This is a genomic window from Bradyrhizobium sp. BRP20, assembly GCF_020194215.1.
In the GTDB taxonomy this organism is placed as follows: domain Bacteria; phylum Pseudomonadota; class Alphaproteobacteria; order Rhizobiales; family Xanthobacteraceae; genus Bradyrhizobium; species Bradyrhizobium yuanmingense.
The window spans coordinates 264,244-277,832 of record NZ_JADYVY010000002.1 but is presented as its reverse complement, the minus strand read 5'-3'; the positions used below and the strand labels follow the sequence as shown (position 1 = coordinate 277,832).

At 64.7% G+C, this 13,589-nt stretch carries 13 protein-coding genes; 4 read left to right on the top strand and 9 right to left on the bottom strand.

The genetic code is table 11. From position 1 onward, the window contains the following. The first annotated feature begins 37 nt into the window (after positions 1-37). The 4 genes from I6F33_RS05905 to glsA all read left to right on the top strand — a co-directional run bounded on the left by I6F33_RS05905 (position 38) and on the right by glsA (position 5,774). Positions 38-259, top strand: coding sequence for a biotin/lipoyl-containing protein (locus I6F33_RS05905; protein ID WP_109144075.1), 222 nt, complete (start codon positions 38-40; stop codon positions 257-259). A 167-nt stretch (positions 260-426) separates the two neighbouring features. After that, positions 427-1,593: a TAXI family TRAP transporter solute-binding subunit gene (locus I6F33_RS05900; RefSeq protein WP_036001123.1), complete on the top strand. Its 1,167-nt coding sequence runs from the start codon at positions 427-429 to the stop codon at positions 1,591-1,593. A gap of 236 nt (positions 1,594-1,829) precedes the next feature. After that, a complete protein-coding gene (locus tag I6F33_RS05895; RefSeq protein WP_225141513.1) occupies positions 1,830-3,905 on the top strand; it encodes a TRAP transporter permease in 2,076 nt (691 codons plus the stop codon). Between the two features lie 21 nt (positions 3,906-3,926). Continuing rightward, a complete protein-coding gene (glsA, locus tag I6F33_RS05890; protein WP_036001126.1) occupies positions 3,927-5,774 on the top strand; it encodes a glutaminase A in 1,848 nt (615 codons plus the stop codon). Positions 5,775-5,905: 131 nt separating this feature from the next. Here the strand turns inward: glsA and I6F33_RS05885 are convergent, their stop codons facing one another. The 9 genes from I6F33_RS05885 to I6F33_RS05845 form a co-directional block, all read right to left on the bottom strand. Beyond that, positions 5,906-6,208: a nucleoside triphosphate pyrophosphohydrolase family protein gene (locus I6F33_RS05885; protein WP_036022497.1), complete on the bottom strand. Its 303-nt coding sequence runs from the start codon at positions 6,206-6,208 to the stop codon at positions 5,906-5,908. A 28-nt stretch (positions 6,209-6,236) separates the two neighbouring features. Beyond that, positions 6,237-6,764, bottom strand: a complete 528-nt coding sequence (locus I6F33_RS05880; protein WP_225141511.1) for a carboxymuconolactone decarboxylase family protein — start codon at positions 6,762-6,764, stop codon at positions 6,237-6,239. A gap of 640 nt (positions 6,765-7,404) precedes the next feature. Beyond that, on the bottom strand, positions 7,405-7,764 hold the full coding sequence (locus I6F33_RS05875; RefSeq protein WP_225141509.1) for a Zn-ribbon domain-containing OB-fold protein: 360 nt from the start codon (positions 7,762-7,764) through the stop codon (positions 7,405-7,407). Continuing rightward, positions 7,761-8,897, bottom strand: coding sequence for a thiolase family protein (locus I6F33_RS05870; RefSeq protein WP_225141506.1), 1,137 nt, complete (start codon positions 8,895-8,897; stop codon positions 7,761-7,763). Before I6F33_RS05870 ends, I6F33_RS05875 begins: the two co-directional genes overlap by 4 nt. 148 nt (positions 8,898-9,045) lie before the next feature. After that, positions 9,046-10,245 carry a CaiB/BaiF CoA-transferase family protein gene (locus I6F33_RS05865; RefSeq protein WP_225141503.1) on the bottom strand — a complete coding sequence of 400 codons (1,200 nt, stop codon included), beginning with the start codon at positions 10,243-10,245 and terminating at the stop codon, positions 9,046-9,048. Between the two features lie 124 nt (positions 10,246-10,369). After that, the gene (locus tag I6F33_RS05860) at positions 10,370-10,576 is read right to left on the bottom strand and encodes a hypothetical protein (protein ID WP_036001140.1); all 207 of its coding nucleotides are present in this window, start codon (positions 10,574-10,576) and stop codon (positions 10,370-10,372) included. A gap of 122 nt (positions 10,577-10,698) precedes the next feature. After that, on the bottom strand, positions 10,699-11,868 hold the full coding sequence (locus I6F33_RS05855) for an acetyl-CoA acetyltransferase (protein WP_027571779.1): 1,170 nt from the start codon (positions 11,866-11,868) through the stop codon (positions 10,699-10,701). A 60-nt stretch (positions 11,869-11,928) separates the two neighbouring features. Then, a complete protein-coding gene (eda, locus tag I6F33_RS05850) occupies positions 11,929-12,579 on the bottom strand; it encodes a bifunctional 4-hydroxy-2-oxoglutarate aldolase/2-dehydro-3-deoxy-phosphogluconate aldolase (RefSeq protein WP_225141501.1) in 651 nt (216 codons plus the stop codon). A gap of 25 nt (positions 12,580-12,604) precedes the next feature. Then, on the bottom strand, positions 12,605-13,579 hold the full coding sequence (locus I6F33_RS05845; protein WP_225142029.1) for a sugar kinase: 975 nt from the start codon (positions 13,577-13,579) through the stop codon (positions 12,605-12,607). Between the last annotated feature and the right edge of the window lie 10 nt (positions 13,580-13,589).

Here is a 13,589-nt window from a genome sequence, read left to right as displayed (position 1 = left end):
CTCAGGCATTTTGCGACGACAACAAAAAGGCGATGGCATGCCAGAAATTAAGATCGTCACGGAGGTCGCGGGACGCATCTGCGCAACTCCCGTGCAAGTTGGAGGAACCGTCGCGGATGGCGATGACGTTGTGGTGGTCGAAGCGATGAAGATGGAGATCCCAGTGCCCTCGCCCGCAAACGGCACCATCACATCGCTTCTGGTAAAGGTCGATGACTTCGTTGCGGAGGGACAGGCGATAGCGATCGTCGCGAGCTGAGCGTCTTATCCGGTCTTTTCCGCGACAATGTGTCAGTCGCATTCCCACGCGCGCTGTATGGCGTTGCCATCGCTTGATCGCGGTGACATGATCGGTTTCAAACAAAACGTTGTTTCAAACAAAGAATGAAAATCTTCGCGGCAAAGCGAAGATCATTGGAGGGAAACATGCTTCGTGGGCTGCTCGTGCTCGCGCCTGCTCTGGTGGCGGGCATTTCTTTTGCGTCTACACGCTATTCGTTCGCCGAAGACATCAAGCTGCCGGCGACATTGACCTTCACCGCCTATGACACCGGCACCGCCGGATTCAACATCGCGGTCGGCGTCGGCAAGATGATGAAGGACAAGTACGGCACCGACGTGCGCGTGCTCCCCGCAGGCAACGACGTCGCGCGCCTCGCGCCTCTGCGCGCCAAGCGCGCGGTTTCCGCGGCGATGGGGTCGGGCACCTACTTCGCGCAGGAAGGCGTGTTCGAGTTCGGCTCGAAGGAATGGGGTCCGCAGCCGCTGCAGACCCTGCTCTCGACCGTCGACTGCAATTGCGCCTCGCTTGCGGTGGCCGCCGACACCGGCGTGAAGGAGCTGAAGGACCTCAAGGGCAAGCGCGTCGGCTTCGTGGTCGGCTCACCCGCGCTGAACCAGAACTCGCTCGCGGTGCTCGCCTTCGCCGGGCTGACGCAAAAGGACGTCAAGGCTGTCGAATTCGCCAGCTACGGCGCGATGTGGAAAGGGCTGATCAATAACGACGTCGATGCCGCCTTCGGCACCACCATCACCGGTCCCGCCAAGGAGGCCGAGGCTTCGCCGCGCGGGTTGATCTGGCCGCCGCTGCCTGCCAAGGACAAGGAGGGTTGGGCGCGGATGCAGAAGGTCGGCTCGTTCTTCTTCCCGCAGCTGGCGACCTGCGGTGCCGGCATCTCGCCGGAGAAGCCGATCGAGCTCGGCAATTATCCCTACCCGATCTTCGTCGCCTACGCCTCGCAACCGGCCGACCAGGTCTATGCGATCACCAAGGCGATGATCGTCAACTACGACGCTTATAAGGACTCCGCGCCCGGCGCCGGCGGACTCGCGGCCAACCGCCAGACCAAGAACTGGGTGGTGCCGGTGCATCCCGGCGCGGTGAAGGCGTTGAAAGAGGCCGGCCAATGGAGCGACGCTCAGGAGGCACACAACAACCAGCTGATCAAGCGGCAGGAGGTGCTGGCGGCCGCCTGGGCCGATTACGGCAAGTCCAATCCGCCGTCGGACGACAAGGCGTTCCTCGAAGGCTGGACGAAGGCGCGTGCCGCGGCGCTAGCGAAAGCGGGCATGCCGAACGGGTTCGAGGAATAGAGCGAGGTGTTGTTAGGCGTGATCGTTGCCTCGCGAGAAGTGCGCCCCCTCTCCCGCTTGCGGGAGAGGGTTGGGGAGAGGGTGCCTCCGCGGTGGGATTCCCCCAGAGGAGAAAGCCCTCACCCGGCGCTTCGCGCCGACCTCTCCCGCACGCGGGAGAGGTTGAGCGCGCGGCCAGAGCGGTTCAAACAACTGCCGTTTGCCTGATTGCGTTCACCAGCCCACGCGCGGGATCGATGATGTCCTCTCCCACTTCCACCGTCCCGCAAGACGAGCCCAAGCGCGTCGTGTTCGATGATCCCCATGGCGCCGCCGGCAACATGCAGGAAGCGGAAGTCACGCGCGTTCGCACGTTGCGCGGCGCGTGGCGCTGGACGCTGATCGTTGCGACCGCCGCGACGATCCTGCTCTGCATCAACCAGCAATTCTCGCTGCGCTTCTTCGTCGGATACACCCAGCTCAACACGGAATATTTCTATCTCCTGATCGCGTTGATGCTGCCGTTCACCTTCCTGATCTTTCCGGGCACCGAACGCGCGCCGCTCGACCGCATGCCCTGGTATGACCTCGTCCTGTTCGTCGTGACCTTCGCGGCGGCGATCATACTGATGGTTAACGTGCGCAAGGCGGCGGAGGCCGGCTGGGAATTCGGCGGCGCGCCCAACACGGTGATCGCCGCAGGCCTCGTGATGTGGGTGATGCTGATGGAAGCGTTGCGCCGCACCGGCGGCTGGAGCCTGCTCCTCAGCGTTCTGCCCTTCACTGTCTATCCCCTGTTCGCCGAAGCCCGCTGGCTCGGGCCGTTTCGTGGCACGCAATCGACGCTCGAACAGGCGACCGCCTATCACGTGCTCTCGGGCGAGAGCCTGCTCGGCATCCCCATCCAGGCCTTCGCCGACACCGTGATCGGCTTTTTGGTGTTCGGCACCGCGCTGATGATGACGGGCGCCGGAAAGTTCTTCATCAACCTGGCCTTCGCGCTGTGTGGCACCTTTCGCGGCGGCGCGGCAAAAGTCTGTATCTTTGCCAGCGGCCTGCTCGGCATGATGTCGGGTTCGATCATCTCCAACGTGCTCACCGCCGGCACCATGACCATCCCGGTGATGAAGAAGAGCGGCTTTCGCGCCTCCTATGCCGCCGCGATCGAGGCCTGCGCCTCGACCGGCGCCGTGCTGGCGCCGCCAGTGATGGGTGCGACCGCCTTCGTGATCGCCCAGTTCCTCAACGTCAGCTACGCCGATGTCGCCCTCGCCGCAATCATTCCGGCCGTGCTCTACTACGTCGGCCTCTTCATGCAGGTCGACGCTTACGCGGCGCGCCACAAGCTGAAAGGTATTCCCCGCGCCGAGCTGCCGCGGATCATGGATACGATCAAGGACGGCTGGTACTACGTCTTCGTCATCGCGCTTCTGATCGTGATGCTGCTCTACTTCAAGCGCGAGAGCCACGCGCCGTTCTACGCCACCGCGCTGCTTCTCGTGCTCAACCAGTTCTTCTCGAAGGACACGCGCTGGACATTTGCGACGATCGGCAAGTTCCTGGAGGTCAACGGCCGCACCTTCGTCGAGCTGGTCGGCATCCTCGCCGGCTGCGGCCTGCTGATCGGCGCGTTCTCGATGACGGGCGTGGTGTCGAGCCTTGCCAACGACCTCCTGCACATCGCCGGCGACAATGCCTTCCTGCTGCTCGGCATGTGCGCCCTCACCAGCCTCATTCTCGGCCTTGGGCTGACGACGACGGCCTGCTACATCTTCCTCGCCATCCTGGTCGCGCCTGCGCTGGAGAAGCTCGGGCTCAACCGCATGGCGGTGCACATGTTCATCTTCTATTGGGGCATGCTGTCGTCGATCACCCCGCCGGTCGCGATCGCTTCCTTCGCAGCTGCCGGCATCGCCGGATCGCCGGCCATGAAGACCGGCTGGGAATCGATGTGGGTCGGCAGCATCATCTATTTCCTGCCGTTCTTCTTCGTGCTCAATCCGGCGCTGGTGCTGCAGGGTTCGAGCCCATACCTCGCCGGGCTCGGCCTGATGGGCCTCGCCGCCTTCGGTACGCTGTTCATCTGCGGCGGCATCCAGGGCTACCAGCCTTTCGTCGGGGACTTGCGCGGCACAGGCAGCCTGGAATGGCCCATCCGTGTGCTGCTGGTGATCGGCGGCTTCGTGGTGGCGACCCCCGGCGGCGGCATCATGCCGCTGTCGCAGATGCAAGTGACGCTGCTCGGCCTTGGCATCCTGCTGCCGACGATCCTGATCGCGCTTCTCTTGGTCCGGCGCCCGCCTGTGATGCCGGACGGGTTGCGCGTGCTCTGATTGCGTTGCACAAGGGAGGCGATGAAACCGCTCTCGCCTCTCGCCACCGCCTGGACTCGCTCGAAGCCGCCCTTGCTGCGGTTTTTGGACAATTGCCTCAGCGAATTCTCCGCCGAAACGTCGGGCCATGTCGCCGATTACATTCCCGAGCTCGGCAAGGCGGACCCTGCCTATTTCGGCATCAGCCTGGCGACGCTTGACGGCCATGTCTATGAAGTCGGGGACAGCCGGGTGCCCTTCACCATCCAGTCGATGTCGAAACCCTTCGTGTTCGCGCTGGCGCTGGACCTGCTCGGCGCCGGCAAGGTCGAAGGTGCGATCGGCGTCGAGCCCTCCGGCGATCCGTTCAACTCGATCCGGCTCAATTCCGAGAACCATCCGTTCAACCCGATGGTCAATGCCGGCGCGATCGCCTGCACCGGGTTGATCTACGACAGCAAGGGCGCGGAGGCTTTCGAGCAGATCCGCCTTGCGCTCAGCCGTTTTGCAGGCCGCGACCTTTCCGTCGACGACGCCGTCTATTCTTCCGAGAGCCAGACCGGCGACCGCAACCGCGCCATCGGCTATCTGCTCAAGACCAACGCGGTGATCTCGGACAACGTCGCCGGCGTGCTCGACGTCTATTTCCGGCAATGCGCCGTGCTGGTGACCGCGCGCGATATCGCGGTGATGGCAGCAACGCTCGCCAATCGCGGCATCAATCCGGTCACCGGCGAGCAGGTGCTGAGCGCCTACGCGATCTCGCGCACACTTTCGGTGATGACGTCGTCGGGCATGTACGACTATGCCGGCGAGTGGATCTACCGCATCGGCATCCCCGCCAAGAGCGGCGTCGGCGGCGGCATCCTGGCCGCGCTCCCTGCCCGCCTCGGCCTCGGCAGCTATTCGCCAAAGCTCGACAAGCACGGCAACAGCGTGCGCGGCATCAAGGTCTGCGAGGCGCTGTCCTCGCATTACGACCTGCACATGCTCAACCGCAGCGACGACGCACGCAACGCCGTCATCGCCGACTACGACATCGGCAAGAGCCCGTCGCGCCGCGTGCGCCGCCCGCAGGAGCGCGAGATCCTGGCGGCCCACGAGCAGGAGGTGCGCATCATCGAACTGGTCGGCACGCTGTCGCTGTCGGCGGTGGATTACGTCTCGCGCCGGCTCGCGGGACGACCGCGGCCGCAATTCGTGATCTTCGATCTCCACCGCGTGACCTCGACTACGCGGGCCGGCGCACGACTTGTGGCCGAAGCGTTCGAGGAATTGGCCGCGCTGAATGTCACGGTGGTCTTGTCGGGCGTCCGGCGCGCCTCCAAGGAATGGAATACGTTACGCGAATGGACCGCTGAGCTGAAGAACGTGCGCGATTTCTATCTGCTCGACACTGCGATCGAATGGGCCGAAGACCAGATCGTCTATCGCTACGGCGGCTCGATCGATTTTCACGAGACCACCGAGCTAGCCGAACAGCCGCTGTTGACCGGGCTGAGCGAGGAAGAGCTGACGGATCTCGCCTCGCTCTGCACCATCAGGACCTATCAATCCGGCGCCAAAATCCTCACGGCCGGCGACCCCGCCGATGCCCTGTACTTCCTGCGCAGCGGCGCTGTGCACGTCACCTTGCCCGATGGCGTCAGGCTGGCGACGCTCACCGCCGGCATGGCGTTCGGCGAGATGGCGCTGCTGGAACAAACCCGCTCCGCCGACGTGTTCGCCGACATGGCAGCGACGGCATGCGAGGTCCCGCTGAAGGATTTCGAGCGCTTCCGCAAGCAGCACCCCCGCGCCAGCGAATGCATCATGCGTAACCTGGCCCAGCTTCTGGCCGATCGCCTGATCGTCGCCAACGCCAAGGTGGATATTCTGACCTCGACGTGAGCGGTTCATGCGCAACAGATCGTCATGCCCGGGCTTGTCCCGGGCATCAACGTTCTTCGTGCTGCGCGGCAAGTCGTGGATGGCCGGGACAAGCCCGGCCATGACGCCGGAGCTCCCAGCTTTCACTTGCTCTACCGGCTCGCCGCTTCGCTGATGCGTCGCCTGATCTTGGCGGCACTGGCGTTGAGCAGCGCGGACGGCTGCTGGCCGGTGGCGGCGCACAGGCAGGCCCAGTAGTAGACGACATCGCCAAGCTCTTCGACGAGACCGGCCTTGTCGAGCCAGTCGTCGCGCAGGAGCTTCTTGATGTGCTCGGCGACCTCGCCCGCCTCAGCGGCAAGGCCCAGCCCGAGATAAGACAACCGCTCGTTCGACGGATGCTCGTCGACTTTGGCAATGGTTGCGGCCCAGGCCGCATATTCATCGATTGTCATGAGCATCCCTCGCAAGCCGAGCTTTGGATCAGCCCACCACTTCGGTGACGGGCTGGAGGTCGATCTCGAACGTCTCCAGGAATTTTGACGTCATGATGTAGAAGCCGACCGAGAGCTGGAGCTCGACCAGCGCCGCTGGCGTCAGCTTCGATGCGATCGCCTTGAAGGTCGCATCCGTCGGCTTCGTCAGCTTCACGATCTCGTCGGTGAAGGCGAGCGCGGCGCGCTGCACCTCGTTGAAGCAGGATGCGGCCTGCCAGTTCTCGAGCGCCTCGTTCTGCTCGTCGGTGACGCCGACATTCTTGCCGATGCGCTTGTGCGCGACGATCTCATAGGGTGCCTCGCACAGAATGCCGGTACGGGTGATCGCAAGCTCGCGCACGACGGGGTCGAGCTCGCCCTTGTGCCTGATTGCGCCCCCGAGGCGGCAATATTGCTCAAAGTAACTCGGCGAATGCGCCATCATCCGGAAGATGTTGGCATGGCGGTTCTTGTCGAGGATTTCGCGGGTGCGGTCGGATGCCTTGGACGGGTCGCTGTACTGAATGCGGGCCATGATTTTCCTGAAGTTTTCCCTGATCTTTTGATGCTTTTTGTCGCCATTGGCGAAGGTTCCCGAAGACTCTATTCGCGTGGGGACGCACGAGCAACATCATCGAGTCAAATTGCCGCCGCATTGCTGATCGACCCTGGCACAGTCGATATTCGCCGCGGGGGGACAAATCGCGGCGGATACTCGCAAGGGGTGTTCCGAGTAAAAACAATTGGCCGGCGTATGCGCTCACCGCGCAACGATGAGTCATGCCCAAGTCTAGGGAGAAAACGGCATGAAGGAAGCCACCAAGGGGGCAGCCTCGGGAGCGCTCGCGCATATGCTGGCGGTGACGGCGATGCTCGTCATCGCCAGCATCTTGTTCTACGGGCGTTAGAGTATTTCGATTGCGCATGATCTTTTCGGAAAACCGCTTCACACTTTTCCGGATCAGGCGCTCAGCGTTCTCGTCATTCCGGGGTGGCTCTCGCACAAGCCAAGCCCAGAATTCCCGTTCCAGGCTCGGTCGCATGACCGCCCCCGAATGACGGATCCCTCGGTTGGCGTGTAGCCCGGATGAAGCGCAGCGCAATCCGGGAAGTCTGTCCGCGAGGTGCGAATCCCGGATTTCGCTGCGCGCCATCCGGGCTACATTCACGTTTCCCTATTTGGTTTTGGCAAAGAACGGCACCAGCTTGCCGGCAAAGGGCTTGAAGCTCGCAATGACCGAATCGCCGATGGCGAGGTCATTCTCGCCGTGGGCCATCATGCGAAAACCCTCGGCGCAATCGACCAGCAGGATGTTGTAGGGCACGTGCGCGCGCGTCTCGGGCGTTGCCGCGCGGCAGACCAGCGAGGTCGCATACACCCTGCCCTTGCCACTGGCGCGCTGCTCGCGCGTGTCCGATTCGCCACAAGCTGCGCAGAAGGCCCGATGAAAATACTGCACATGCCCGCATGCGGTGCAGGCCTGGTAGGTGATGCCCGCTTCGCCCTTGATCCAGTCCGCTAGACGCTCACTCATCGCACCCGCTCCAGGAACATGCTGACGTGAGACGACAGCACGCCGCCATCGCCGTGCAGCAGTACAATCGAGGCGTCGCGCACCTGGCGGGTGGCCGCCCGTTCCGTCATCTGCAAATGCGCCTCGACGAGATGCGCCATGGCGCCGCCGACGCCGCAATGGCCGTAACTGAGCAGACCGCCATGGGTATTCAGCGGCATCGCGCCATCACGGCTGAAATGGCCGGCGCGCACGCGCGCGGCCGCCTCGCCGCGGCCGGCGAGACCGAGGTCTTCCAGCAGCATCGCGAGCGTGATCGTAAAGCTGTCATAGATCGCGGCGTAGCGCACGTCGGAGATCGCGAGACCCGTGGCCGCCTTTGCACGCGCGATGGAGATCTCGGCGCCAAGCTCGCTGAGGGCGGGCGCTGCCGTGACATGCTGATGCGTGTGGGCCTGGGCGCAGCCGCGGATACGCACGCCCGCTTCCCCGGTTCGCTCGCGGCTGACAACGAACGCCGCGCCGCCGTCGGAGACCGGGCAGCAATCGAGCAGCTTGAGCGGCAGCGCCACTGGCTTGGAGGCCATGACGTCGGCGACATTGATGGGATCGTGGAATTGCGCGCCGGGATGGGTGCAGGCGTGGGCACGCATCAGCACCGCGAATTCGGCGAGATCCTCTTCGGTCACGCCGTATTCGTGCATGTATCGGTTGGCAACGAGGCCGTAATAAGCGGGAATGGTCGGTCCTAACGGCACCTCGTAGTCGGGATGGCCGACCTGCGCCAGCGCCTGGATCGAGGCATCGCGGCTCTGCCCGGTGAGCCGGTTCTCGCCAGCGACCACCAGAACGTTCCGGCAGACACCTGACGCGACGAGATGATGTGCAAGCATCGTCATCGCAAGACCCGTGGCGCCGCCGACCTGCACGGCATGAGCGTAGGACGGGCGGATGCCGAAATGCTCGGCAAAGACGGTGGCGAGCATGATGTGCGGGGAGACCGTGGAATAGCCGCAGAGGATGCCGTCGATGTCGGTGCGCTCTAGGCCGGCATCGTCGAGCGCGGCTTGCGCGGCCTCGCTCATCAGGTCGAGCGAGGACGAGCCTTCATGCTTGCCGAACGACGTGAGGCCGACGCCGGTGATGAAGCTCATGGCGTTCTCTCTCCACTGTCATTCCGGGGCGGCCCTAAGGGCCGAGCCCGGAATCCATAACCACCATCGTGAGTATGGATTCCGGGCTCGCGCCAAGAGGCGCGATCCGGAATGACGGATGAGAGAAGCGTGGTCATCTCCACTCTCCCTACTCCGGCGCCACGCGCGTGACGCCGTCGCGCACCATGGCTGCGATCTCGTCAGCGGAATAGCCGATCTCGCGCAAGATCTCGGCGCCGTGCTCGTTGAGCCGCGGCGCCAGGCGTACCGGCTCGGCTTCGGTCTCGGACCAGGTCGCCGTCACTTTCATGCTGCGGATCGGACCTTCGGTCGGATGGGTCACCACCGGGAAAAAGCCGGTCGCCTCCAGATGCTCATCGTGCAGGATCGAGGCGAGATCGTGCATCGGCATGACAGGCACGTCGGCTTTCGTCAGCAGGTCGATCCATTCCGCCGTGGTCCGCGTCTCGAAGATGCGGGCGAGCTCGGCATACACCACATTGATATTGGCGGCCCGGCCGGCGAAGGTTGCAAATTTGGGATCGGCGCGCAGGTCGTCGCGCCCCGTGGCCTGGAAGAAGTTCTCCCACTGCTTGTCGTTGTAGACGATGACGCTGAGATAGCCGTCCGAGGTCTTGTAGGGCCTGCGGTCGCGCGAGAGATGGCGGGCATAGCCGCCCTTGTCGAGCGGCGGCTCGAACGTGAGCCCGCCCATGTGATCACCCATGACGAAGCCGGCCATGGTCTCGAACATCGGAATGTCCAGACGCTGGCCGCGGCCGGTGCGGTCGCGGTGCACGAGGCTGGCGCAGATCGCGCCGACCGCGGTGAGGCCGACGATACGGTCGACGAGCGCATTCGGCACGTAGCGCGGCACGCCGTCGCCGGTCTGCGCCATCAGCGCCGGCAGCGCCGTGGCGCCCTGGATCAGGTCGTCGTAAGCGGGTTTTGCGGCATAGGGCCCGTCCTGGCCGAAGCCGAACACGCCGGCATAGACCAGGCGCGGGTTGATGGCGGAGACGACGTCGTAGCCGAGCTGAAGCCGCGCCATCGCCTGCGGGCGGACGTTGTAGACCAGGACGTCGGCGTCCTTCAAAAGCCGCAGCACGGCTTCGCGCCCCGCAGCCTTCTTCAGATCGAGGCAGATCGAGCGCTTGCTGCGGTTGGTGTTGAGAAACACCGGCCCCATGCCGGCGTGACGCATCGGGCCGATCAGGCGGGTGACGTCGCCGTCCAGCGATTCCACCTTGACGACGTCGGCACCGTAATCGCCGAGCATTTGGGTCGCATAAGGGCCCATCAGCACGGTGGTCATGTCGACGACCTTGATGCCTTTCAGCGGCCCCATCGTTCGCTCCCGATTGCGCCGAGCCCAACTGCCCACGCGATTTCGGTCCAGCTAACGGCAGTGCCGCCGCTCGCGCAAGGGCGGGCGGCGTATGGCGGCATGCGCCGCGGGGCGACGTCGGCCGCTATTTCTTCTGACGGGATTCCCGGATCTTCAGGAGCCGGTCGAGTTCGTCATTCTGCTGATTGATCCGGTCGGCGATGCGCGACTCGTTCTGCTCGCCGGAGGCGGCAGCGGCCTGCTCGATGAGCTGGCGGATATTGTCTTCGAGGATCGCGATACGATCGTTGAGTGCGTCCATCGACAGTGAATCTTCGTAGTTAGTGCTCATGATGCATTTCCCGCAAAATCAATCAGAGCATTAAGGGGGGCCGCGCGAGCCCACCATGATCTAACGCAAAGAAATAAGGCGGGCATGGCGTATGGCGCCTTTGCCCACCCTACAGGATCAAACTACTTCAGCGGCTCCAGGACGGAGACGTAGTTGGCGACGGCCGCACCACCCATGTTGAAGATGCCGCCGAGCTTGGCGTTCTTGAGCTGCATGCCCTCGGGCGCCTGGCCCGCGAGCTGCATCGCGGTCATCACATGCATTGAGACGCCGGTGGCACCGATCGGATGGCCCTTGGCCTTGAGGCCGCCGGACGGATTGACCGGCAGCTTGCCGTCCTTGAGCGTCCAGCCTTCTTTGATGGCGCGGGCGCCCTGCCCCTTCGGCGTCAGACCCATCGCTTCGTACTCGATCAGCTCGGCGACGGTGAAGCAGTCATGGGTCTCGACGAAGGAGAGATCGGACAGCGTGACACCGGCCTTCTCCAGCGCCCGCTGCCAGGCGACCGTGCAGCCCTCGAACTGCAGGATGTCGCGCTTACTCATCGGCAGGAAGTCCTGGGCGTGCGCAGTGGCGCGGAAGCCGATCGACTTGGTCATGCCCTTGGCCGTCTCGGCATCGGCCAGCACCAGCGCAGCGGCGCCGTCGGAGACCAGCGAGCAGTCCGTCCGCTTCAGCGGGCCGGCGACATAGGGGTTCTTCTCGCTCTCGGCGCGGCAGAAGTCGAAGCCAAAGTCCTTGCGCATCTGGGCGAAGGGATTGGCGACGCCGTTCTTGTGGTTCTTGGCCGCGATCAGCGCCAGCGCATCGGACTGGTCGCCGTATTTCTGGAAGTAGGAGCTGGCGATCTTGCCGAAAACGCCGGCGAAACCGCCGACCGTGTCGCCGTCCTCAGGGAGGTAGGAAGCCTTGAGCAGGTTCTTGCCGATCTCGGCGCTCGGCGTGCGCGTCATCTGCTCGACGCCGACGACCAGCACAATCTTGGCCGCCCCTGCGGCAATCGCGCGCAGGCCCTGATGCACGGCGGCAGATCCCGTGGCGCAGGCGTTCTCGACACGGGTCGCCGGCTTGAAGCGCAGCTTGGGATCGGCCTGCAGTACCAGCGACGCCGTGAAATCCTGCGGCGAGAAGCCGGCGTTGAAATGGCCGAGCACGATCTCGTCGACATCACCGGCCGAGATGCCGGCATCCGCCAGCGCCTCATTGGCGACGCGGGTGACGAGGCTTTCGACGGTTTCGGTGTCGAACTTGCCGAACGGCGTATGCGCCCATCCGACGATGCTGGCGGTCATGGTCATTTCTCCCTGGAGGCCTCTTCCTGAGCTAAGTCTTAGCCCAGGGATGGCAAGACTTCACGCGGCTTTCAGCGCCTTGAGGGTCCGCTCGCAGATGGCAGTTATGCCGGCCCAGTTCCCGGCCCGGATTTCCGCCGTCGGGCACAGCCAGGACCCGCCAACCGCAACGACATTGGGTTCAGCCAGCCAGGTCGCGGCATTGGCCTCGCCCACCCCGCCGGTCGGGCAGAACCGCACGTTCGGGAACGGCCCGCCGAGGGCGCGCAGGCCCTTGATGCCGCCGGCCTGCTCCGCCGGGAAGAGCTTTGCGACGTCGAAACCGTAGGACAGCGCCATCATCAGTTCCGAGGCCGTGGCAATCCCCGGCGCGAACGGCAATGAGCTGTCGGTCGCGGCCTTGAGCAGATCGGGGGTCAGGCCCGGGCTGATGCCGAACGCGACGCCGAGCTTCTCGACGCGGCTGAAGTCGGACGGGTTGAGAATGGTCCCGATGCCGACGACCGCCTCGGGGACCTCGGTCATCATCGCGCGCGCCGCCTCGATCGCAACGGGGGTGCGCAAGGTCACCTCCAGCGTGCGGACCCCGCCGGCAACCAGCGCGCGCGCCAGCGGCACCGCATCCTGGATGCGCTCGATGGTGAGGACGGGAATGACAGTCGCAGCCTTGAACAGCGCGACGAGGTGGTTCTGTTGGGCAGCCGTGGTCATGGGTCTCGATTCATTTGGTCGCTGTCTAATTGTTGGCCTGGCGGGACGCCGCCGGCCGGTGCCGCTTCTTCGGCGGCATGGCATAGCCCGGAATGATGGCGCCGGGATAGCAGATCACGAGGCTGGCGAGCCGATGTCCTGATAGGGCCGCCTCCACCGGCTCGGCGCCGGCGAGCCGGGCCGCGATATAGGCCGCGGCGAAGCTGTCGCCGGCGGCGGTGGTATCGACCACGGGCTTGGTCATGGGCTCGGCGCGGACCTCGCTGGCGCCGCCGGGGTAGCGCAACAGGCTCACCGGCTCGGGCAGACGGAACACCAGTTCCGGGGTTGGGATGCGCGCCATCAGCTGGTCGTGACTTTCGCCGGGATGGAGCGCGAGCAGATCCTCAGTCGAGGTCAGCACGATGTCGGCGGCCGCGAAGGCGGTCGCAAACACCTCCCGCGCGATATCGCGGTCCGGCCAGCCGCGCGCGCGGAAATTGGTGTCGAACACGAAGCGAGTGCCGAGCAGGCGCGCGCGCTTGATGGCGCCGAACAGGCGCTCGCGCCCGGCCGCGTCGTAGATCGAGAGCGTGATCGCAGAGAGATAGACGACGTCGTAGCTCATCAGCGAGTTGAGCAGCTCGTCCGTCTCCGGCAGGCTCATCAGCTGGCGCGCGGCCGCACTGTCGCGCCAATGGAAGAACTGGCGCTCGCCCTCCGCATCCGTCTGGATGATGTAGAGGCCGGGCAGCTTGCCCGCGAGCCGCACGACACGCCGCGTGCCGACGCCTTCCGCATTCCAGGCCGCGACCATCTCGTCGCTCAGGGCGTCATCGCCGAGCGCGGTGAGATAATCGACCTTGACGTCCAGCCGCGCCAGATACACCGCCGTGTTGAGGGTGTCGCCGCCGAAGCCGCGTGAGTACAGGCCACCGCCCTGCCCCTGCCCGGCGGACGCGCCGCCCTGGGCCTGCCGCAGCTCGACCATGCATTCGCCGATGCAAGCAACGCTCGCCATCATCAGGGCC